We start from the raw sequence: 20,458 nt of genomic DNA, 5'->3' as shown, positions 1-20,458 counted from the left end.
TCGGGTCATCGCAGCGCAGCCGCAATCGCGTTGGCTACGAGCGGCTGCGCGAGGTACTTCGTGGCCGTATGTGTCCACACCCCCGTCGAGTCAACACGTGTCGTCTCCGCGGTTACGCCCCGCTCATTGGGGAGGACACGTCGTTCGAGCCGGGGCCGGGCTACCACGACGTCGTCGCGGTCCCAGTAGTTCAGCCAGCGCGCCACGCACGCCGGCGTATTCGGCGGCCTCGGCGCCAGCCGGTGCCATACGACCGCGCTCATCGCAAGCGGAGACCCGAGCGTCACCAGTAATGGCACGATTCCGGCGTTTTCATGCAGCGCCTCGAACGCGACGACCGAACCGAGCGAGTGTGCAACAACGACCGAGGGACCGTCCGCCAGCGCTTCGTACAGCCTGGTCCGGATTCGTATGTCCAGACCGTCACGTTGCAGATAACGGGCCACCTGCGCTAGGTGCCCTAGCAGCGCACGGCCGCTGGCCCACTGCCCAGCCTCGCGCAACCCGGGCAAAGCGAGCACGGTCGTCAGCACGTTGGCCAGCGTCCGCACCACCTGCCCAGGCCCCTGCTCGGCGACCCCGGAAAGCTGCATCCGCGCGTCCGCGAGCACCCGGGAAGTAGAGAGGGCCGCCTCCTCCGATAGCTCGGCGACCAGTTCGTCGACAAGCTCCGGCAACAGGTCGGCCTCAGCCTCCGCGTACCCCTGCGCTTCACTCACAGTGAACTCGGAGCTGTAGTCGACAAAGCGTGTTTCAACCGAGGGCAGGTCAGCCGTACCACGTACAAGCGCGGCCAGCCATCTTTCGCGCTCAGCCATCGCATCACGGAGCCCGCCAATACCGTGCACAAACACCAGCTGACGAGGCCTGTTGGCCACCACGTAGTCCACTCAACCGCCTTCCTCAGCACCTGAACAGACAGTCGAGAGTAGTGAGGCGGATGTTTCAATCTCACACGCACCGGGCACCGCAGAACGCATGATCGCCTTCGAACCGATCCGATCATTCGATCGCGCCCCAACCGACATCAAGCAGACGCACGCTCATGCCGCTGGGTGGTCGACGGACGAGCAAGCGCACTCAGGCCGACGTCAGGACACCCGGGTACTGGTGACCGCAGAGGTTGTGGCGAGTGCCGGGCGGGCAGGCCTCCGGCTCCTCTGCCGTGGTTCAGATGGGCCAGCGGGCGCGGACGATTCCGTCGTCGTCCGGTCGGACGGCCACGAGTAGCGGGTTGTGGTCTGCGGCGGTGAGCGGCAGGAGGATGGCCGCGTGTGCGCCCGCGAACGTTTCGGCCAGGTCCGCTCGGTCATCGCTGTCGAAGTAGCAGCTGTGGATGCTGCCGCCCGCGCGCTCCAGGACGGCCAAGCCGGTGAAGCCCGGCGACATTGTGCGCAGCACTGCCGGAACATCGGTGGACAGGTCCGGCCACACGTTCAGCAGGGCGCGCGGACCGAGGTCGGGAACAGTTTCACCGGTGAGCAGATGCCACCGGGAGTGGTTGCCGACGACCTGTTCTTCCAGCAGGAGCCTTCCGTGCTGTGCCACGAGTGCCGTCACCTCGGCCCAGAACGCCGCGTCCGCCGGACGTGATTCGCACGGTTCGTCGTCCGGCTCGTAGGGCGAGCCGTCCAGCGGTTCGACGAACAATCCGCTCGCGGTTGTCAGCGCGATCGCATGTTCGCAGGGCTGGTCGCTTCCGATGAACATGTACTGGTCGTAGCCGACGTGGACGAAGAAGCGGTCCTCGGCCTCGAGTCGGCACCACGCACCGTTGTCGCGCAGCATGGCGCGCACCAGTTCACGTCCGACGTCCAGGGTGATCTGCGCGCCGTCGTGATAGCCGGTGAGGTCGGAGGGGAACAGTCCGTGCAGTCCGTGGCCGTCGACGGGTGGCTCTAGTCCGAAGTGGACGAATCCGCTGATCTCGGGGTCGCGGATGGACATCAGAGTGACGCCGGTGTCTTCGGCGAAGGCCGTCACTGCGTCAAGGTAGGCGGCCTCCACCGGACCGTGGTCGCTCGCCACGTCCTCGGTCCCTCGGTAGGTGCCCCGGTCGTCGCGATCGGCTGGGTCGTACTTGGTGATCCGGTAGACATACGACGTGCTCATGATCGGCTGGGCCGTCCTTCGGAAGCGCGGATGATCGATTCGGTCACGTTAGCCGGGCCACCACATCGACAGCGACCAGATAACAGCAAATCCCTGGGGTGACAACGCCGTAGCCTCGATCTGACTGCGTTTCCGCGCTCGCACGACCCCGATCGACACCGTCGTGTGCCCACGAACGTCCTGTCATGCCGCGATGTGGCTGAACAGCGCGTGCCTGCTGGGTTCAGGCTTGGTTCTCTGTGGCTAGGTCGTCGATGATCCATCGCAGGGCGCTTACGGCGTTCGAGTACCGCAGGTATCTCGGGTTCTGGTTTGACTTGGGTTCACAGTGCTCCCGCATTCGCCGGAGTTCGTCGATCATCGCCTGTAGCCGGTCCGTGTCCGTCATGCCAGTAAGCCTGTCCGGTTGGCGGGCACAGGCACAACGCCGTGGTTCATCTGGTTTGGTGTTCGGCGCGTTCGTGCTCAGCCTGGATGGGCATGGAGCTTTCAGACCTCAACGACACGGTGTTACGACTGGCGGCCCCTTGCCTACCTCGGTCGTTACGCCGGCGTCTCACGGGAACACGCGACGTCAGACCTGCAGATCTTCTTCGCCTGGTGTCAGGAGCGCGAGCTCTTGCCGCTGGAAGCGGGGCGCGCCCAAATTGAGTTGTATGTGCGGTGGATGCAGGAAGTCCGGCGGTTCAAGCCATCCACGGTGTCGCGCAGAATGTCGATCGTCACCGGCTTCTACCGCACCTGTGTCATCGACACCGTGCTCGAGCACTCACCGGCGGAGTACGTGCGGCGCCCCATCGTCCCTGCCGAATCACCGACGCTCGGCCTGTCGCATCTGCAGTTCGAGGCGTTGCTGGCCGCCGCGCGGGAATCGGCCAACCGGTTCGACTTCGCGCTGGTGGCCATGCTCGGCCTGCTGGGACTACGGGTGTTCGAAGCCTGCGCCGCAGATGTCAACGACGTCGGTGAGGAACACGGACACCGGGTTCTGCGCGTAGTCGGCAAGGGCAGCAAGGTCGTACTGGTGCCGTTGTCGCCGGCGGTCGGGCGGGCTATCGACCGTGCCATCGGTGAACGCGACCACGGCCCGATACTCCTCAACCGGCGGGGTGTGCGCATGGACCGGCACTGCGCAACACGACGGCTGCGAGCCCTGTCCGATGCGTCGGTGGTACGGCTGCCGCAGATGCATCCACACATGCTGCGCCATACGTTCGTGACCACGATGCTCGACGCGGGCGTCGACCTCCGAGATGTTCAGATCGCGGCCCGGCACGCCGACCCACGCACGACCATGCGCTACGACCGAGCCCGCAAGAACCTCGATCGACACCCGAACTACATCCTGGCGGCATACATGGCATCCGCAACCTGACACCTCATGCACTGTCCTGCCGACGAGCGTGTCACTGAGCTATCGAAAGGATTGGGGTGTCCTTGAAGCCCATGTCGCGCATCTTCTCGGGCGAGAAGACAACCATGATCTCGTCACCTCCGACGAACACGCGCTGCCAGTCCGGCGGCTCCGGCATGGCGGCGACGAACCACACTGCTCCTGCGGCGAAGTCGAGACGCACAGCCACCGGGACGTCCACGGTGCGCGCGGGCTCGACGATAGTGCCATCGGCTCGCATGGCTGGCCCGATCTCCAGTCGCTCCCAATGAGCGATGGTCTCGCGAATCGGTGTCCGCAGGTATCGGTCCCACGGGCTCTTGGAACCGGCATCCGGTCCGATGCGCTCGGGACCCTCTTCACCCAAGATGAGGTGGTCTTCGATGCGGCCGAGGACTTCGACCCCGTAGCTGTAGAAGGTGCTGGTCCAGGTGATGGTTGCTGGCCCCGCGTCGGTGCTGAGTCCGACGCCCATGACAGCGTGGTGCCAGTTGCCGTAGTCCCATCGCGCGGGTTCGGAGGCGAAGTTGTGGACATCCCAGTAGTCCACCGCCAAGAGCTGGCGGCCCCGGAGGCCGCTCAGCCTTGCCTCGAAACGCGTGCGCAGATCGTCAACCTCATCCGTCGGTTTCACCCGACGATCCTCCCCGGTTACCCGGCCAGGCGCACCGTAGTTATGGAGTACGAGGTACCACAGCAGTAGTCGCCGAACGTCCGCTCATGCCGCCGAGCGGTCGTTCAGGACCGCTCGGCGGCCCAATGAACCGTGTAATAACCCGTTCCACTTCTGCACTGGTGTCGGTGGTTCCACGACTGGCGACATGGTGGTCCCTCGGCCTTAGTAAACGACAGATCGAAGCAGTCAAGCCGATGAGCGGGCAGGTTTCCACGGGCTACGGCCACGTCTGTCGATAGCCACGCTACGTAACCGGGTGCGGCCAGATAGCTCCCCGCTAACTGGCCGCCAGCGGGGAGTTCAAACTGGCCACCAACGACGGCCATATGCGGCGACCGAACGTGTTTGGCGCGCTCATTGCCAAAGCCGCCGTGGCTGTGGCTGACGCCGGCGAGCTTGACTTGTCGTAGAGAAGGCATCCCCATCTAGTGCGAATCGCCCTCGACACGTCGGCACGCGGGGCCATGCAGGCATCGGCCAACCCGAAGGCCTGCAGACTCATGTGTCTTGCTTGGGAAGCGATGCTGACACCGCACCCGCGTGGTAGACGATCCCGGAACCCTGAACTCGCTCAGGCGGCGCTGCGCAGATTCTCGCAAGATGTCAAAAGTTGAGCGACGCAGTGGCACTGAGGTGAGTCCTGCAGGTAGCGCCCATCCTGCAGACCTGGGATGGGCAGGGAGGGCGGTTGTCGTGGTGATTGGGGTCCGGGCATGGGGTGAGTGGTATCGACGAGGCTGGTTCCGCGGGGTGTGACATTCTGCTTTGGGCGCGGCGCTGCTCGTGTCGCCGTGTGCCTTGTGGTAGCCAGCGGTGAAAGTGGCCTCACTGTGCAGGTGAGGGTGTCAGCCTTTGGTTGGCTGGTGGCGTTTATTCGTAGTGTCGCGCGAATTCATCTGGGCCGTAGACGAGCTCAGGTTCCAGCTGGGACGCAGTAGGCCATGCTTGGATGAGATGATGCTCGACAGGGGACGGGTCGAATTCCGGGCGCGCTAAGGCAGAAGCCCTATGTCGGGCCGAGATGCGTAGTCTGATCCAGCCGGGGGCGACCTCGAAGCGCTGCGGTCCACTGCTGCTGTAGAGGTCTTGCACGGTGAGGTGCCCAGCGGGGCAGTCAAGCGTCTTTTCTGCTGCCATATCCCAGCTCTGGTCGATTTCTGCGGGCGCTTGCTCGAGAGCTTGGATGGTCAGTCGGACCTTACCGTACTGGGTGCCGCAGAGAACGGCGATCCAGTTATCTTCGCCGACGAACAATCCGAATTGGGAGTCAGGCCACTCGTTGTCGATTCCAGGGGAAGCGCGAATGTGGTACTGGCCGTCCTGGACGGGGAATTCCAGTACCACACTCTCGTTCGCGTCAGCCATTTCTGGCTAGCTCCTCAAGTTCCTACCAGGCTCGTGATCCGTCTTTCTTGATAGCCTGGACGTAGAACTCATCTGTGTCAAGAACGCGATAGTAGTCGAAGTAGCCAGCGGTCAGACCTCCCTGTGAGCTGTTCGCCTCGGCGGGAACAGTGCGAGTGGAACGATCGCCGGGGGCGGCGCCGTTGCCGCCTTGGTAGGACGAGGCCAGGGGGTACTCGTCGCAGGATGGGGCTGGGCTGCCCCCGCAGGCGACGCGACGGTTGGCCTCGATCTTGGTCAAGTCGGTCAGCCTGGTCAGGGGCTTTCCTGCGTAAGGGCGTCCCCAGTGGCTGGGGAGGGTGCGGATCGCGTCGTAGACGTGGTCGGCGACAGGTCCGACCTTTTCGTTGTCGATGGCGCTGTACATGACGAACGCGAGGCCTTTGTCGTCGACGCAACCGGCGCCATAGCGGTTCGTTTCGGCGTTGTCACATCGGCCCCAGAGAGTGTTGCCGTAGTGGTCGGCGATCGTCACCGGGTTCGCCGGCGTGGTCAATTCGAGAGCCGAGCCGAGGTTCCCGGTGATGGGAAGCACCTGGTTATTGGTCATGGACGCTGAGTACTGGGTGTACCACTTGGTCACCTTCGCCTTCGGAGGCAACGCCACCGGCTCGTTCTCGTCATTGGAGCCTGACAGGTGCGATGTCGTGCACTTGTCTTGGTGGCCGAAGCACCCGGTCCACGAGTTCCCGGCAGTCCCTCCTTGGAGGGTTCCCCAGGTGTTGGTGACCGTGATTTCGACGTCCAGGTCCCACGCTGGTGTGGACCCCTGTCCTTCCTCGAAGTCGGCCGACGATTTGATGTTCAGGTCCACGGTTCCAATGGGAATCTTCACGCCGTTGACTTCTCGGGAGTGGGTCACGGTCCAGTTCCGGTCGGAGCAGGAGATCGCCCGTGTCGGGTTCGAGACACCGAGCAAGCATGCGGGGGAGATCGCCTGCGGTGACGCGTCGCCGCCGGAACGGCGCGCCGTCAGTGGCGCGGACGCTGGATCCTCACCCACGGGGACGGCGCTTGTCCGTAGCCCGCCGCTGCTCGTCACGACGGCGCACTCGTAATTGTCGGGTGTCCCGAGGTTGGCCGCGCGCTGCGCGCACAGCTGTTCCTGTTGCTGCACCGACATTGTGGACCGATTCGCCTCGACGGGCAGTGTGTCGGCGGAAGCTGGCGTGCTTAGCGCCACCGTGGAGCTAAGAGACGCTACGACAACAGCGCTTAGTAAGACGACATGTCGAATAAGTCTAGGCAAAACAAGCCCCTCTGTTTCGCAAGTTGACCGAAATAAAAGAACAAAGGCTTGCTGGGAGCAAGTTTGAGCACTGGCCGATAGCAAGGAGTCGCACTATGGTGCACGCTAGCGGTGTCGAATGTCGGTTCGACGACTCGTCGGCACGTGAACAATGTGACGTGCTGTGACTATATTGTCCGTGGAACAAGCGTCCGCAGCCCAGAGTTCCGGGCGCGGCAAAGTATAGCTAGTGTATGTAGGTCTTGCCCCAGCTTCCCCTTGGTTGAGGACTAACAATGCCTGTCTACCGAGGTGCGGAAGTCGTTGTCAAGGAAGTAGTGGAGGGCGGGTAGCTGCAGTCGAGATGTTGATGGATTCCGCAGGGTTCGCCCCGCTGATCAACGGATATTTCATAGTCTTTCATGCGGTGGCTAACACGATGCGGGTCCTTGCGGGAGTACCCGGGTCTCGGGGTCAGACAGTCGCTCGAGGACTTCGGAGGTGACAGTTGAGACTGCTATGACAACGAGCTGGCACGCTACGGGATCACGGTGGTGGTGGCCCGGAGGTACGCCGAATGTCGACAGGTCGAGAAGGCGGATGTCGCGACCGCGATTAAGGGATCCGGTGGTACCACCCCGCAGGTTCCTGAAGTGACCTTGCGCCACTCTGGGGCGCTGTCCAGGCCCACACTTCGCGTGCGGCGGACCTCGTCGTCGTCCACAGCAGCGGTGCGGCCTCCGCGGGTCAGTACTTCCACCAACCACGGACGCAATGGCGCTCCATCGTGCTGGAACTTCGCCGTAGCTGGGAGTTCGTGACGTCAGGAAGACCTGATCGGGCCCAACTGGCCCGAGCGTCGAGTGTCCGTATGGCAACTGCGTGGGTGTCACGATGAGGTGCGGTCTGATCATATGGTGAGCGCGGCTGGGAGACGTCCGAGTATGGGCAGCGGTACGAAATTCTCCGCATGGCGCACACCGATCCGGCTTCCCCACAAGCGTGCGAGTGTCTCGGCCATCGGCCCGAAGTGGTCGGTGATCGGCTGGGAGGCGTGCGCTGCGAGGGCACGCTGTTTTTGTTCGTAGGTATCGGTTATGTCGATGACCGTGTGGGCGGGAATAGGGCCGTCGAGGGTGAGGCTGTTGTAGGAGTCGGCGGTGTAGACCCGGTACGGGTGCCCTGTGGCGATGACGACGTCGGGAAGGACAGCCACAAGGGTTTCGGCGAGCGCGCGATGCTCGGGGTGGACGTCGCGAAGCGGGTGGGTAATAACGACCTCGGGCCGGACGGCGAGCAGTAGTTCGCGCAGTGTCGCCACGGTGGGGTGGTCGTACTGGTACAGCGTGGCCCCTAGGATCGCCGCGCTTGCCGCGGCTTCGGTGTCCCGTGCTGGTTCGGGGTGGTGCGGGACGGCGATGGTGACGGCGGTGCCGGAGGCGGAGCAGCGTGCGAGGGTTCCGCCGGCCCAGAGTTCGGCGTCGTCGGGGTGGGCCATCACGGTCAGCACGGACGCTGGAGCGGTGAACGGCACGCCGCTCACCAGAGTCCGAGTTTCTCGATAACGTCGGCGGGCTTAGGCAATTCTCGCGTGGGATCACCGGTCGGTTGGTGTGGGAGCGTGAGGTCGGTGCGCATCCGGATGAGTTCGCGCCAGGCGAGTACTTGTTCCCAGGTCTCCGCGACCTTGGCCTTCCTCGCGCCGGTTAGCCGTCCGGAGTCCGGGAGCTGGTCGAGGTGCAGCCCGCCTGTCAGGAGTTTGGCCGCTGTGCCTTCGCCGATCCCTTTCACGCCAGGGATGTTGTCCGCAGGGTCGCCTTTGAGGGCGCAGAAGTCGGGCCACTGCTCGGGGGCGACGTTGTAGCGTTCGGTGACCTCGGCGGGGCCGATGTGCCGTCGGCCGCGTTTCATGACGGTGTTGAGCGCGCGGACGTGCTCGTCGACGAGCTGGTAGAAGTCGCGGTCTCCGGACATGATCCAGACCCGGCGGCCGGGTTCGTGTTCGCGGCTATTGGCGACGAGGGTGGCGATAACGTCGTCGGCTTCGGCGGTGTCGATCTCGATCCAGGCGATGCCGTAGCCGGTGAGAGCCTGCTGGACATGCGGGATCGCGCGCAAGGGTCTGAGGGCGGCCTCGTCGAGGACGCGGTTGGCCTTGTAGTCGGCGTCGCTGTCCTTGCGGTCGGCGGCGCCGTGCTCGCCGTCGAACACGACGAGGACCTCCGGTGGTTCCGGTATCTCCTCGCGGATCGCGACGCGGAGCAGGGCGAAGAACCCGAACTCGGCGGTGAGATCGCGGGTTTTGTCGCGGGAGAGGATCGCGGCGGGGAACCCGAACGCCGCGCGCCAGAGCAGGTTGTGACCGTCTACGAGGAGCAAAGGGACGCCAGCAGGCATCACCGCACCGCCTTTACGAATGTCTCGGCGACTGTGGTGGGCAGATAGTCCCGCGAGCGGTAGTACGCAGCCCTGGATAGGTGTGCGTAGCGTACTGGATCTGCGAGTAGCTGTTCGGCGGCGCGCCAGAGACCGTGTTCGCCCCACGATCGGGGGACGATCACTCCGCCCGCGCCGTCGCCGACGCCGAGCAGGGTGGGCAGGTTACCGACGTCGAAGGCGACGACCGGTGTCCCGACGCTCATGGCCTCCAGCGCGACCAGCCCGAAGGTCTCCTGTAGCGAGGGCACGATCACCACCGCGGCCTGCGCGAGCCAGGACGGCACCCGGTCCCAGTCGACGCCGCTGTGGACGGTGGCGAGTGTGAGGTGGGCCGCTGAGTAGCGGCACTGGTCCAGTTCGGCGGCCTGGCCGCCGACGGTGGCCTCGAACCCGGCCTCGCCGACGATCACCTCGATCGTGCGGCAGACCAGGCGTCCGGCGTCCAGCAAGGCCCGGACGTTCTTCTCCGGCCCGAGCCGGGCCAGGATCCGGATCGGGCCGTGCCGTCGCAGCGCTTCCCGTCGCGAGTCGGGTGGTGGTGCCGGGTCGTGCAGCAGGCCGTTGGGCACGAGGTGCCAGTCGCCGGTGTTGTAGCCGCGATCGTGCGCTTGGTCGAGCACCGTCGGGGACGGTGCGATGACCAGGTCTGCGCGGTCCAGGGCGGGCTCGAGGTCCTGGTCGTGCCCGACGACGTGCATGGCCAGGACCGTGCGGGCCCGGCTGATCGGTGCGGCTCTGCCGAGGCCCCAGAGGCCGTCGGTGTAGACGGCGACGTCGACCCGGTGCTCGCGGTAGATCTCGCAGAGTTCGGCGGCGAGCAGGGCGTCTTGGCCGTGGGTGCTGATCGCGTCGCGCAGTTCGTCGTCGTCGCAGGGGAAGGTGACGCCCACCGAGCACAGCGGCGTCACGGTGTCGTCCGGGGTGTCGATCGGGGCGGCGGTCAGGATGAGGGCGCGGTGGCCGAGTTGGCGCAGGCCGTGGGCGAGGGCGGCGGTGGCGCGTTCGATCCCGGCCGGCGCGTTCGGGGTGTAGGAGGCGAGGACGAACGCGACGGTCAGCGGGGGCGGGTTAGGCATGGCGGAAGACCTTTTTCGGCGGTGGCAGCGGTGTGGTGTCCTGGTCGGTGGATGGCTGTTCCCAGGGGAAGACGACCCAGTCGGAGACGGTCCAGATCGAGTAGTCCGGCAGCGTGGTGGCCCCGGTGTTGAGGCAGAGGACCGCGGTCAGGATCTGGGCGTCCGGGCCGAGCAAGGGCGTGAGGTCGTCGCGGACGCGGCGGAGGGTGGCGCCGCTGCCGCAGATGTCGTCCACCACCAGCACACGGCCCTTGAGCCGTTGGCCGTTGAGGCTGCGGGTCAGCGGGGTGAGATCGAGGGACACGTTGCCCGTGGCTTGCTGGTAGGTGTCGTCGCTGGTGTTGTGGCGGGCGCGGACGATGCGAGCGTTCAGCCCCGCCGTGGTGGCGATGAGGTGGGCGGGCGAGACACCGCCGTTGGCGATGCCGATGACGCGCTCGACCGACGGGTGATCACGCAGGATCGCGTCGGTCAGAAGCGTGGTGGCGTCGTGGAGAGTCTCCGGTGTCACGCGCCAGATCCGGTGGTGATCGAAGTCGCGGTGTGCTGTGGTCATTCGCGGGTCTATTCCTTACAGAGCGGGGGATATCGCGTCGGCGAGTTGGGTGCTTGGGTCGTGGGCGGTACGGAGTTCACGCAGGGCTTGCACGAGGTCGTAGACGGTGGTTCCGGTGATGCCGGCCATCGCGGACAGTGCGGTGGCGTCGAGCTCGTCGACCAGGATTCGTTCTGCCGGGGATTGCTGGGCACGGACCTGTGCCCAGCGTCGTAGAGGCCGCAGCCTGGGATCGGTGGTGTGTGCGAGGCCGAGGAGGTCGACCGTGATGCGAGTGCCGTAGTGGCCGCTGAACGCGAGGGTGGTCGCGCGGCGAAGTAGTTCGTCTGGTTGCTTGTTCAGCGCGGCGCACAGTTCGATCAGCCGCTCGACGGATATCCGGCGCTTGCCGAGTTCATAGCTGGCGAGTGTTTGCAAGGAGAGGTCATCGTCGTTGGTGCACATCGCAGCGCGCAGCTGTTTGCGGGTCCAGCCGCGTTCTCTCCGCGCGGACCGCAGGGTTTCGCCCAGGATGTGCGCGAACTGGTCGAGCTGTTCGCTCGTCGGCGTGTTCATGGTCTGTCCTCCGTAATGCGGCGCGTGCTTACGAGCTGGGCCGATTCCGACGTCCGCGGAGCCGTTCACGCCGATCCGTCCCGTGTTGTCAGTGCGAGATCGCTGGCCGTGAGCAGGGGGTGGAGGGAGCTGATGGCGTGTGCGCCGGGCTGGTTGCGCCAGATCTGGCCGTCGGCGCGGATCACCGTGAAGCCTCCGGCCGCCTCCCGGATACGCAGACGTACGGGTACGGCTGCGGTGGTGCTCAGTTCGGCGAGGAGAGCGAGGGCCTCGTTATCGGTCAGCTGCTCGTCGTCGGCCAGGGCGGCGCCGTCTCCGATGGGAAGCATCTGCAGGAAGGTCACCCCGCTCACTCCCAGGGTGGCGGCCAGGTCGGCCATCGCTCGGATGCTCGCTTGGTCTGTGGAGCGCAGGAGCACGGCCTGAATCTGTGTGGGGATGTCCTGGGCGATCGCCTCGCGGATTCCGGCGATGGCGTGGTCGAAGCTGCCTGCGCCGCGCCACCGGTCGTGGCGTTCGGCGTCCGGGCCGTCCAGGCTTATCCGTATGGCGTCCACGCGGGTGGCCAGGGCTTCGGCGCGGCGGGCTAGGTGTGTTCCGTTGGTCGTCACGCTGACCGCGCGGCCGCCCGCGACGAGCACGTCGATCAAGTCGGGTAAGTCGCGCAGCAGCAGTGGTTCGCCGCCGGAGATGTCCACGCCCAGGACCTGGGAGTCGGCGAGCAGGTTCGCGATGCGGTAGCGCTCGGCCCGGCCCAGTTCGAGGACGGCCTTGTCGTCCAGGCAGTACGGACAGGCGAGGTTGCAGCGCACCAGCGGCGACCAGCACACGCTGATCGGCACCTTCGTCTGCACGGCCGCTGGGTGGATTTCCGGCCAGGAAGCGACGTCGGTGCCGGACAACCGGACACGCCCGGAGCCGAGTGTGAGACCGGTGCGGTGGGTTAGTCCGGTGAGCGGATCGTGGACGACGCTCGCGTTGCCGTGCTTGCGCGCGGCAAAGGTACGCATCGTGGTGGTCGTCGCTGGGCTTGATGGGGTCATCGCAGTACCTCGCAGGAGTGCAGCAGCTCGGTCATGTCGGCCATGAATGCTTGGGAGCGGCTGGTGGGGGCGGGCAGCCGCATGAGGTCCCAGTAGCGGGCGAGGGTGTCGGGCCAGCTGGCGAGTTTGCGTTGCCATTGCTGGTCGGCGTCTGGGGGATCGAGGTGGAACCCGACGGCCTGCCGGAGCGGGATGATCAGCAGTCCGGCCGCGATCAGGCACGCGCCGAGGTAGGTGTCTTCCATGCCCCAGCCGATTCGTCCGAATTCGGGGTCGAACCCTCCGACGTTGAGGGCGGCGGTGCGGGGAACGGCGACAAGGGCGGTGACGACCATGCGGGGTAGGTCCCAGTCGACATAGCGCCGGCCGTAGCCGAGGTCGAGGAAGTCTCGGGTGTGGTCTAGCGGGCGGCCGTCGAGGGGCTTGTCCAGGGTGATGCCGGTGTAGAGCAGCGGTCGGCCGACCGGTGGCCGCCAGACGACTCGGTGGTCGGCCGCGAGGTCCGGGTGACCGGCCAAAACTCCGCGCCCGCCCTGGTGCAGGTCGTAGGGGAGGTTGTGGCGGAATCCGACGAGCACCGTGGTGTCGGTCGCGCGGGCGGTGATGTCGGTGATCACGTGCGGGGGCAGGACCATGTCGCCGTCGAGATAGAGGACGGTTTGCCCGCGTGCGAGCGCGGTTCCGAGGTTGCGCGCGGTGGCCGCGCCCGCGCGTTCAGGGATCCGCAGGACGGTGGTGACGATCGGATGCACGGCGGCGATGGCGGCTGTGGTGTCGGTACTGGCGTCGTCGACGACGATGACCTCGAACCTGTACCGGTGGTGCTGGGCTTCCAAGGCGTCAAGGACGGCCGAAAGGCAATAGCCGACGTTGTGGGCCGGGATGACGACCGAGAGGGTGCGTATGGCGGCCAGCGGAAGGTCCGAGGGCGTGGGCTCGTGCCAGCCGATCCCGGCAACGGCTTCCCAGCTTCGGGTGCTGCTGGTGTGAAAGTTGTTGCGGTACAGTAATTTCTCGTGCAGCGTGGTCACGTCCACCCCCAGTCCCGAAGGTGTGGCAGTGCGTCGGGCCATGCCCTCGGATCAGGGATGATCGTGATCTGCCCGAATCGGGCGGGATGGTCGAACACTCGTTGTAGAGCGTGCAGGTACAGCGGCTCGACCAGGATCAGCACGTGCCGCAGCGACGGTGCGTCGGCGAGTTCGGTGTCCAGTTGCGCGGCGACCGTCCGCTCGTGCAGGCGCGCGGCCGCGGCCCGCGTCGTGAGCCGGTGGTCGTAAGTGCTGATCAGCGTCTCAGGTCGCAGCAGGCCGTAGGCGCCGGAAAGGATCCGGATCCGAGCTCGGCGAGCGGGATCCGCGGCGAAATGTACTCGCGCGCTCGGGACGCATCCGCCCTGGTAGAGGTCGAGCGCCTTGACCGGCGCGGCGGTGACGAGCTTCCTCCGTGAGCAGTTGAGGATGATCAGCCCTTGGTCGGGTGCGAGGACGCGCGTGGTGGGCGGCCGGAGAGTCATAGCTCGCGCACCACCCGCATACCGATGCCACGCGAGCGCAATTCAGCGGGAGCGGCGTTGAGGAACGTGCATTGCGCGTACAACGGTGGCGAGGCATAGGAACCACCTCGGACGATGACGCCGTCGCTCATCGCGGTGCTGGCGGTCCACTCCCACACGTTGCCCGCGACATCGAGCATGCCTTCGGGTGTGGCTCCGGTTGGATGTGTGTCGACCGGGGTGACCGTGTCGTGCAGGGAATCACGGAGGTTTGCGAACGCCGGCTGCCAAGGGCGGGCGCCCCACGGCCAGCGACGGCGGCTGGGGCCTGCGGCCATCCATTCCCACTCCGCCGAGCGTGGCAACCGGCCGCCCAGACGACTGGCGATCTGGGTCGCCTCGGCGTGGCTGATCTCTGTGACGGGGTACTGCGGCCCGAGACCAGAGTGGTCGCTCGGCAGGTGTCCGTAGGCGAGCGGGGTGCGTGTCCACAACAGGGTCGGGACCTTGACGGGACGCCCAGCGTCCCCGTATGCGCAGATCCCGCCGGTGACCTTGATCCATTCCAGGTGCATGCCTCAGCCGCCGATCAGGAACAGGTCTTCGACATTGGCGTCGTTCCGTATGCGGCTCTTGCGCTCGTTGGGACGTAACCGAAGCCGCAGGAGCGCGTCGCTGATGGTGTAGAAGGCCGCGTGTGCTTCCGCACGGCTGGGCGAGAAGGCGGCATAGTTGTCGGCGAAACGGACGACTCGAAGCTGTGCGAGGTGTTTGTCCACTTGAGACAACCGAAGGTTGATCAGCAGAGGCGCCAGGCCTGAGCCCGCCGCGATCGGGCTCGGCATCGCGGCGAGCGCCGTACGCAGGCGGGCCAGGAAGGTGCCGTCGTGGATGTGCTCGGCGTGCCAGTCGATGACTTCGTCGATCGTCGCGCCTTCGGACACCGACGCGATGTCGAGATCGGCGATCCACCGAAAGCCTGCCTGGTGATGCACGGCAGCCTGCCGCAACGAGGTTATGCGATTTCGGCGTGGGCGGAATCCCGAGACCCAGTCGTGGAAGGCGCTCGCTTCCAGCACTGGCTCCAGCGCGTTGCGCAGCGCACGGTGCACCAGGCGGTCCCGGACGGTGGGGATGAAGGTGTACATCTGTTTGCCTGTGTAGGTGGGGAGCTGTACCTCCCGAACCGGTCCGGGCTGCCAGGTGCCCTCGGCGAGTTCGAGGGCCAGTTGCGGCAGCATCACGTGGGCCTCGCTGCGTAGCCGCCCCCAGGTCATGCCGTCGGAGCCGGGGGCGGAGGCCCGCCGGCCGCACTGGCGCAACGCGCGGCGCAGACGCGGCTCGGACAGCAGCGGCATCAGTGAGTGCGATTGCGGTCCGGAGGCCGGGGACGCTGGCGCGGTTGCGCCTGGGTGCGTTACCGTGCTGGGTGCTTGGGCGGCAGGAACGATCCCCTCGCCACGCTGTACCGGCTCGCTACCCGACACGCGCGAGCTGTGGCGCTGGGAACGACGGCCCCGCCCAGGCCCTGCCGGTGATCCGAACTCCGCGTCCGCCATCGTCGTCATCTCCTCACGCACTGCCGTAGCTGGTGGGGTCTGGGATGCCGTTCTGCTGGAACGCTTCCTTGCGTTCGATACAGGTCCCGCATGTGCCGCAGTGCGTCGTCCCGCCCCGGTAGCACGACCACGTTTTCTCGAACGGCACGCGGAATGCCGCGCCGAGACGGACGATGTCGGTCTTGCTTTGGGTGATAAACGGGGCGAGGATCTCGAAATCGTCGTCCAGAAGTCCGTCGTTGGCGACGCGGGCAGACCAGGCGTACCGCTTGACGAACTCCGGTCGGCAGTCCGGGTAGACGGCGTGGTCACCCGCGTGGGCGCCGAACGCGACCACGTCGGCCTTGCGGACAACGGCTAGCGAGACCGCGATGTCGAGCATGATCGCGTTGCGGTTCGGGACGATCGTCGCCCGCATCGACTCGTCGGAGTAGTGGCCGTCAGGCACCGGCACGTCGGCGTCGGTCAGCGCGGAACCAGCCAGCAGCCGGCCAAGCATCGCCAGGTCAACGATCTCGTGTGGACAGTCAAGCAGTCGCGCGATCTCAGCCGCGTGCTCTAGTTCGACCCGGTGCCGTTGACCATAATCGAAGGACAAGAGCGTCAGCTCTGCTCCGCGCTGGGCTAGCCAGTACGCCAGCACAGTGGAGTCCAGACCTCCGGAGGCGATCACAATGGCGTGCCGCGGGTGCCGCGGAGCAGGCGAGCCGATCGGCACGATCACCACGTCCCGCACGGTGAGGACGCCCAGCGGGCAGCGTCGGCCACTGTGGTCCACGGCGGAAGGGTCATGTGCGGCTGTGGCCGCTCAAGCCACCGGACGCCCTCCGTCACGTTGTCCGACGAGGGAAGCAAAACAGCGTCACCGCGCCGTTTCCAGCCGATCTGCGTGCGCACCAGATCACCCCACGACGACATGCGCATCGTCGTGCGCGGCTGGGTAAGAAAAATCCAGTCATTGGGATCACCTGGAACCACGATGATGGACACACGCAACATGTGCCGCGCAAGGAAGTTGTTGACCTCCGCGCCGGACCCGGCCCGCATAATGAGCGCGTCGACCGTGGTACCGAGCTGGAGGTAGACGTCGCCGGAGACGCTGTCGATCGTGGTTGGCCACGCGAATACGTCGCGGTAATTCTGCGCCCGTTGGCCTGGTTGTTGCTCGGGCTGGGCAGGTGCGGCGTCGATGACGGCGGTCATGATTCGTTTCTCCTTGAGAGAGTTGGGCGTTGGGCGCGGCCGAACGGGAGGCGTCGAGTAACCACTCCCGCCCGGCCGCAGTCGGTGTCGCGGACGTGCTCAGCCGCTAAGGCACCACGGGAAAGCCGGCCTGGCCCGCGAGGTCTGGTTAGACGGCCCCCGCTCGGTGCGACGGTTGATCCGCGAGCAGGACATCGCGCAGTGCCGCACGGAGCTGCCCTGCCTCGACGTTGGTCAACCGGGCGAGTCGCCCGCCCGGCAGCTCGATCTCGACGTCCGCGGAAGTACGCCGCCGTAGGTGCAGCGCGGACCGATGGCCGTCGTCGTCGCGGCAGTCGACCCTGCGGTGCTGCCAACCCAGCCGACGAAGCAAGGCGGCGGCGGGCACGGTGTGACATGGCCGCCTCATGGGCCCTCGGCCTTCCTGATCAAGCCGAGGCCGTGGGTCCCGGCGGTCGCGATCGCGTACCGCAGGACTCGGTTGGGGGGCTGGCGCGGCGCGCGGCGGTGCGAACCTGCATAGGCGGACTCGGCTTGCTGCCGTCGCCGCCACGCCATCCGCAGCAGGCAACAGATAAACGTCAGCGCGGCACTGGCCGTGATACTCAAGGGGATCATGCGCCCTCACCCCTGGCGGCGGGGATCGCGGCGGGACCAAATATCGGGGTCGTGGTCCCGCCGCGACATGGCGACAGAGCAGGGCGCCCCTCGGCAGTTGGGGGAAGACAGCCAAGGTTCTGCTCCGCCGTGCTCGTCGTGTCCGTCGTCGTGACGGCGCCAGATATGGCTGGCGCGGGGGTGGCCGCCACCTCAGTGGCATTCATGACGGCAGAGCGGAACTGCGCGGCGGCCCCGTAGTCGAGGACCGCGCTCTCCCCTGGGGGAGCCACGCCCACGACCTCCGAGTCGCGCACGGCAACACGCAGCGCCCGTTCACGGCCGGTCACGTCACGGCACGCGATGGACCAGGGTCCGGTGTTCGTCATGCGCCACCACCTCGCGCGGTGTCCCTACTCCATTCCCGTCGACACACCGGCTGCACGAACAAACACGGCACAGCGAGCTGAGTCTTTGGGTATCGTGACGCGCGTGGCGCCACGAATCGCTGGAAGAGCATAATTACTCCAATAGTCAGCGAGTCCCTATTTGATTTATTGCGTCGGATTGTCGTCCACGCAGGTTGTCAAAGCGTTCTCGTAAGCCTCACGGTGTCCAGCCGGTCCTGGTCCGGCGTAGCAGCGGCCCGTAGGCGTAAATTAGCTAAACGTCTGTAACAGGTCCCGGTCCAGAGCGGTTATGTGGCGTCGATGCGGCGTTCATAGATCGTTGCCAACGCTGACCTGCCCAAATTCCGAAGCGCTGCTGTGCTTGGCGGACAGGAAACCAACGCCAGCGCGCTTGTCGCCCAGCTCAACTCTCCCCCCGCAGGAGGTGTGGTTTGTCAAAGCGCTGATAATAGATTTCGAGATAGAGACGTTCGTCGGACTCGATATATAGCCGACCTTGCTGGTCGAGCTCAAGGCTCCAAATCGCCACATCGGTTTGGGCCGGCGCGGCGAACCACGCGGCAGCGGCGGTGAACACGTCGGCATAGTCGACGCCGCTGACGGTGTGAAGCTGAGCCGTCGTGACGGCATCGAGCGGGTCGGGCATGGAATCTACTCCTCTGCACAGGTTGGGTGGGTGCTGGTGCTTACCGATTCCGACTCGTCGAACACGCAGGCCACCGTGGGGTGTCCCTGCTTGGGCTGCTCGGCGCGCAAAGTCCTCATCCGCAGACCAACGGCTGTGTTGTGTCCACCCTGTGCGGCGGGCGCTCGTCCGGATCGGAGCGAAGCCAGTCAACGCTCGGTGATCAACAACCAGCCAGAGCGTCAACGAGGCGATCATGAGGCGGCTATGAGGCGCCCATGAGGCGTCACTGGGTCTGACCTGCGCAAACGCCTCTTCGGGTTCGTAGTCCGAACGGGTGCAGCTTATCGAGAGGGTGATCAGCCTTGACCGATAGCTGGCTATCGTGGCAGGTGACCAACGGGCGAGGTGATGTTCATGGGTGACCGGCGAGATGCCTTCGCCGACCGGCGCGAGCAGATGGGCTACACCCAGGAAAGCTTCGGGTTGGCGGTGGGAGTGGAGTTCTCCACCGTCGGACGCTGGGAACGGGGCGACCTGACCCCACATCCGTACCGCCGCTCACGTATCGCCAAGGCGCTTAACGTGAGCCTCGCCGAGTTGGGGGCCTTGCTCACGCCGCCCCGGCAGGCTCCTACCGCGGATGCCGTCCACCCCCACCCTGCGGAGGCCGACGACATGAAGCGTCGAGACCTGCTGCGTTTGTTCAGCGTGACGGGCGCGTTGCTCGCGCTGCCTGCTGACGAGGCAGTTGCCGGCGATGTCGACCGACTTACCGCAGCGGCATACACCGGCAGGGTGGACGCCGCCAGTGCCGCGGAGTTCGCCCAATTGAACTCTTACCTGTGGCGTGTGTTCGCGCTGTCACCGACCAAGGCGCAGGTACTGCCCTTGGTTCGAACCCAGCTTGACGTGCTTACCGACTCTCTACGTCGACCACAAACACCAGGAGTTCGACGGCAGCTGTGCGAACTGACCGCGGACTTGTACCAACTGGCTGGAGAGATCTCCTTTGACGGCGACAGGTACACCGAAGCCGCCCACTGCTACACCCTGGCGGCGACAGCGGGCAGGGAAGCCACCACTTCCGACCTCTGGGCCTGCGCGTTAACCAGACACGCCTTTATCGCGGTATACGAGCGACGGTTCGCCGAGGCTATACCACTGCTCGAGCTGGCCTCCAACCTGGCCCGCCGCGGCGACCCTACCCTCTCGACCCGACAATGGATCGCCGCAGTGCAAGCAGAGACTTTGGCCGGTCTCGGTGACCTCGATGCCTGCCAACGTGCACTCGATACGGCCGCCGAGGTCCAGCACATGAAGGGCCCGGTCCACAACGGTGGTTGGCTCCGATTCGACGGCTCCCGCCTGGCCGAGGAACGGGGCACCTGCTACGTCACCTTGGGCCGCTACGACCTAGCCGAGGCCGCCCTGACCGATGCGCTGGCCGGTGACCTGACCGCCCGCCGCAAAGCCGGCGTTCTCACCGACCTGGCGATGATCGGAGTACACCGGCGCGATCCTGACCGGGTCGCTACCTACGTCAACGCCGCCCTGGCTACCGCCCGCCACACCGGCTCCGGAGTCATTGCCCGCAAGCTACGCGGCCTTCAGCTGAATCTGGCTCCCTTGCTCACCCACCAGCAGATCCAGCAACTCGACGTCGAGATCACCGAACTCGTTGGCAATCGCGCCACATGATGGAGGACAACAGGATGCAGCAGAATGACCGTGGCCGCGTGTTCCGTGAGGCCTGGATCGCCGGAGTCACCAAGCACTACCCCGGCGAACCCAAGCCCGGCTACATCACTCCGTGGGCCGAGACCCCGGACTGGGAACGCGACGCCGCGACCGCCGTGTACGACCAGGTCCTCGCCTTCATCGAGGCCACCGGCGGCGCCACCGCCAAACTCACCCCGAACCAGAAAGGCCGCTTCGTCGCGCTGTGCTGGATCGGCCAGGTTTACAAGCACTTCCCCAACCCGAAGCCGTCCTACGTAGCAGACTGGGGCGACCTGCCCGACTGGCAGAAAGCCACGGACATCCAGATCTTCGAACGCATCGAACAAGACGCTTGAACAGTTGAC

The 20,458-nt window shown here is 65.8% G+C and carries 22 protein-coding genes; 3 read left to right on the top strand and 19 right to left on the bottom strand.

The window, feature by feature from the left end; genetic code table 11:
- Positions 1-5: 5 nt before the first annotated feature.
- Together BS329_RS03915 and BS329_RS03910 are read right to left on the bottom strand one after the other, a co-directional pair.
- A complete protein-coding gene (locus BS329_RS03915; RefSeq protein ID WP_208619144.1) occupies positions 6-890 on the bottom strand; it encodes an alpha/beta hydrolase family protein in 885 nt (294 codons plus the stop codon).
- A 280-nt stretch (positions 891-1,170) separates the two neighbouring features.
- On the bottom strand, positions 1,171-2,112 hold the full coding sequence (locus BS329_RS03910; protein WP_076155761.1) for an RNA-binding protein: 942 nt from the start codon (positions 2,110-2,112) through the stop codon (positions 1,171-1,173).
- Positions 2,113-2,731: 619 nt separating this feature from the next.
- Here BS329_RS03910 and BS329_RS03905 point away from each other — a divergent pair.
- Complete coding sequence (locus BS329_RS03905; protein WP_208619143.1) at positions 2,732-3,487, top strand: tyrosine-type recombinase/integrase; 756 nt, start codon at positions 2,732-2,734, stop codon at positions 3,485-3,487.
- 31 nt (positions 3,488-3,518) lie between these two features.
- Here BS329_RS03905 and BS329_RS03900 read toward each other — a convergent pair whose 3' ends face one another.
- From BS329_RS03900 to BS329_RS03810, 17 genes are all read right to left on the bottom strand, one after another.
- Complete coding sequence (locus BS329_RS03900; RefSeq protein WP_076155759.1) at positions 3,519-4,139, bottom strand: hypothetical protein; 621 nt, start codon at positions 4,137-4,139, stop codon at positions 3,519-3,521.
- Positions 4,140-5,051: 912 nt separating this feature from the next.
- The gene (locus BS329_RS03895) at positions 5,052-5,546 is read right to left on the bottom strand and encodes a hypothetical protein (protein ID WP_076155758.1); all 495 of its coding nucleotides are present in this window, start codon (positions 5,544-5,546) and stop codon (positions 5,052-5,054) included.
- 22 nt (positions 5,547-5,568) lie between these two features.
- Positions 5,569-6,708, bottom strand: coding sequence for a NucA/NucB deoxyribonuclease domain-containing protein (locus tag BS329_RS03890; RefSeq protein ID WP_076155756.1), 1,140 nt, complete (start codon positions 6,706-6,708; stop codon positions 5,569-5,571).
- 1,015 nt (positions 6,709-7,723) lie between these two features.
- Positions 7,724-8,356 (bottom strand): PIG-L deacetylase family protein, encoded by a 633-nt coding sequence (locus tag BS329_RS03885; protein ID WP_076155755.1) that lies wholly within the window; start codon positions 8,354-8,356, stop codon positions 7,724-7,726.
- Entirely contained in the window at positions 8,353-9,210 is an 858-nt protein-coding gene (locus BS329_RS03880) for a 5'-3' exonuclease (protein ID WP_244197023.1), read from the bottom strand. The genes BS329_RS03885 and BS329_RS03880 overlap by 4 nt, the downstream gene beginning before the upstream one ends.
- Positions 9,210-10,328: a glycosyltransferase family 4 protein gene (locus tag BS329_RS03875; RefSeq protein WP_076155752.1), complete on the bottom strand. Its 1,119-nt coding sequence runs from the start codon at positions 10,326-10,328 to the stop codon at positions 9,210-9,212. Before BS329_RS03875 ends, BS329_RS03880 begins: the two co-directional genes overlap by 1 nt.
- Positions 10,321-10,884 carry a phosphoribosyltransferase gene (locus tag BS329_RS03870; protein WP_076155750.1) on the bottom strand — a complete coding sequence of 188 codons (564 nt, stop codon included), beginning with the start codon at positions 10,882-10,884 and terminating at the stop codon, positions 10,321-10,323. Before BS329_RS03870 ends, BS329_RS03875 begins: the two co-directional genes overlap by 8 nt.
- A 15-nt stretch (positions 10,885-10,899) precedes the next feature.
- Positions 10,900-11,439 (bottom strand): helix-turn-helix domain-containing protein, encoded by a 540-nt coding sequence (locus BS329_RS03865; protein WP_076155749.1) that lies wholly within the window; start codon positions 11,437-11,439, stop codon positions 10,900-10,902.
- A 65-nt stretch (positions 11,440-11,504) separates the two neighbouring features.
- The gene (locus tag BS329_RS03860; RefSeq protein WP_244197022.1) at positions 11,505-12,449 is read right to left on the bottom strand and encodes a radical SAM protein; all 945 of its coding nucleotides are present in this window, start codon (positions 12,447-12,449) and stop codon (positions 11,505-11,507) included.
- A 29-nt stretch (positions 12,450-12,478) separates the two neighbouring features.
- The gene (locus BS329_RS03855; protein ID WP_244197021.1) at positions 12,479-13,513 is read right to left on the bottom strand and encodes a glycosyltransferase family 2 protein; all 1,035 of its coding nucleotides are present in this window, start codon (positions 13,511-13,513) and stop codon (positions 12,479-12,481) included.
- Positions 13,510-13,998: a DUF6884 domain-containing protein gene (locus tag BS329_RS03850; protein WP_076155744.1), complete on the bottom strand. Its 489-nt coding sequence runs from the start codon at positions 13,996-13,998 to the stop codon at positions 13,510-13,512. The genes BS329_RS03855 and BS329_RS03850 overlap by 4 nt, the downstream gene beginning before the upstream one ends.
- Entirely contained in the window at positions 13,995-14,552 is a 558-nt protein-coding gene (locus BS329_RS03845; protein WP_076155742.1) for a formylglycine-generating enzyme family protein, read from the bottom strand. The genes BS329_RS03850 and BS329_RS03845 overlap by 4 nt, the downstream gene beginning before the upstream one ends.
- Positions 14,553-14,555: 3 nt before the next feature.
- Complete coding sequence (locus BS329_RS03840; RefSeq protein ID WP_076155740.1) at positions 14,556-15,335, bottom strand: reverse transcriptase domain-containing protein; 780 nt, start codon at positions 15,333-15,335, stop codon at positions 14,556-14,558.
- A 214-nt stretch (positions 15,336-15,549) separates the two neighbouring features.
- Positions 15,550-16,257 (bottom strand): 7-cyano-7-deazaguanine synthase QueC, encoded by a 708-nt coding sequence (gene queC / locus BS329_RS03835; protein WP_084749419.1) that lies wholly within the window; start codon positions 16,255-16,257, stop codon positions 15,550-15,552.
- Positions 16,257-16,739 (bottom strand): hypothetical protein, encoded by a 483-nt coding sequence (locus BS329_RS03830; RefSeq protein WP_076155739.1) that lies wholly within the window; start codon positions 16,737-16,739, stop codon positions 16,257-16,259. The genes queC and BS329_RS03830 overlap by 1 nt, the downstream gene beginning before the upstream one ends.
- 148 nt (positions 16,740-16,887) lie before the next feature.
- Complete coding sequence (locus tag BS329_RS03825; protein ID WP_244197020.1) at positions 16,888-17,148, bottom strand: hypothetical protein; 261 nt, start codon at positions 17,146-17,148, stop codon at positions 16,888-16,890.
- Between the two features lie 1,001 nt (positions 17,149-18,149).
- Positions 18,150-18,392 carry a hypothetical protein gene (locus tag BS329_RS03810; RefSeq protein WP_076155732.1) on the bottom strand — a complete coding sequence of 81 codons (243 nt, stop codon included), beginning with the start codon at positions 18,390-18,392 and terminating at the stop codon, positions 18,150-18,152.
- Positions 18,393-18,788: 396 nt separating this feature from the next.
- Here BS329_RS03810 and BS329_RS03805 point away from each other — a divergent pair, with 396 nt between their 5' ends.
- Positions 18,789-20,072 carry a helix-turn-helix domain-containing protein gene (locus tag BS329_RS03805; RefSeq protein WP_076156770.1) on the top strand — a complete coding sequence of 428 codons (1,284 nt, stop codon included), beginning with the start codon at positions 18,789-18,791 and terminating at the stop codon, positions 20,070-20,072.
- Between the two features lie 14 nt (positions 20,073-20,086).
- Entirely contained in the window at positions 20,087-20,449 is a 363-nt protein-coding gene (locus BS329_RS03800; protein WP_425266350.1) for a hypothetical protein, read from the top strand.
- The last annotated feature ends 9 nt before the right edge of the window (positions 20,450-20,458 follow it).

The sequence above is a fragment of the Amycolatopsis coloradensis genome, assembly GCF_001953865.1.
Taxonomy (GTDB): domain Bacteria; phylum Actinomycetota; class Actinomycetes; order Mycobacteriales; family Pseudonocardiaceae; genus Amycolatopsis; species Amycolatopsis coloradensis.
The sequence above is the reverse complement of the archived record's forward strand: the minus strand, read 5'-3'. Positions and strand labels throughout refer to the sequence as shown.

Bases quoted from the DNA above. Each gene is read 5' to 3' on its own strand.
- BS329_RS03910 (WP_076155761.1), bottom strand. From the start codon at position 2,112: ATGAGCACGTCGTATGTCTACCGGATCACCAAGTACGACCCAGCCGAT.
- BS329_RS03895 (WP_076155758.1), bottom strand. From the start codon at position 5,546: ATGGCTGACGCGAACGAGAGTGTGGTACTGGAATTCCCCGTCCAGGAC.
- BS329_RS03890 (WP_076155756.1), bottom strand. From the start codon at position 6,708: ATGTCGGTGCAGCAACAGGAACAGCTGTGCGCGCAGCGCGCGGCCAAC.
- BS329_RS03880 (WP_244197023.1), bottom strand. From the start codon at position 9,210: ATGCCTGCTGGCGTCCCTTTGCTCCTCGTAGACGGTCACAACCTGCTC.
- BS329_RS03875 (WP_076155752.1), bottom strand. From the start codon at position 10,328: ATGCCTAACCCGCCCCCGCTGACCGTCGCGTTCGTCCTCGCCTCCTAC.
- BS329_RS03870 (WP_076155750.1), bottom strand. From the start codon at position 10,884: ATGACCACAGCACACCGCGACTTCGATCACCACCGGATCTGGCGCGTG.
- BS329_RS03865 (WP_076155749.1), bottom strand. From the start codon at position 11,439: ATGAACACGCCGACGAGCGAACAGCTCGACCAGTTCGCGCACATCCTG.
- BS329_RS03860 (WP_244197022.1), bottom strand. From the start codon at position 12,449: ATGCGTACCTTTGCCGCGCGCAAGCACGGCAACGCGAGCGTCGTCCAC.
- BS329_RS03850 (WP_076155744.1), bottom strand. From the start codon at position 13,998: ATGACTCTCCGGCCGCCCACCACGCGCGTCCTCGCACCCGACCAAGGG.
- BS329_RS03845 (WP_076155742.1), bottom strand. From the start codon at position 14,552: ATGCACCTGGAATGGATCAAGGTCACCGGCGGGATCTGCGCATACGGG.
- BS329_RS03840 (WP_076155740.1), bottom strand. From the start codon at position 15,335: ATGCCGCTGCTGTCCGAGCCGCGTCTGCGCCGCGCGTTGCGCCAGTGC.
- BS329_RS03830 (WP_076155739.1), bottom strand. From the start codon at position 16,739: ATGACCGCCGTCATCGACGCCGCACCTGCCCAGCCCGAGCAACAACCA.
- BS329_RS03825 (WP_244197020.1), bottom strand. From the start codon at position 17,148: ATGAGGCGGCCATGTCACACCGTGCCCGCCGCCGCCTTGCTTCGTCGG.
- BS329_RS03810 (WP_076155732.1), bottom strand. From the start codon at position 18,392: ATGCCCGACCCGCTCGATGCCGTCACGACGGCTCAGCTTCACACCGTC.
- BS329_RS03805 (WP_076156770.1), top strand. From the start codon at position 18,789: ATGGGTGACCGGCGAGATGCCTTCGCCGACCGGCGCGAGCAGATGGGC.
- BS329_RS03800 (WP_425266350.1), top strand. From the start codon at position 20,087: ATGCAGCAGAATGACCGTGGCCGCGTGTTCCGTGAGGCCTGGATCGCC.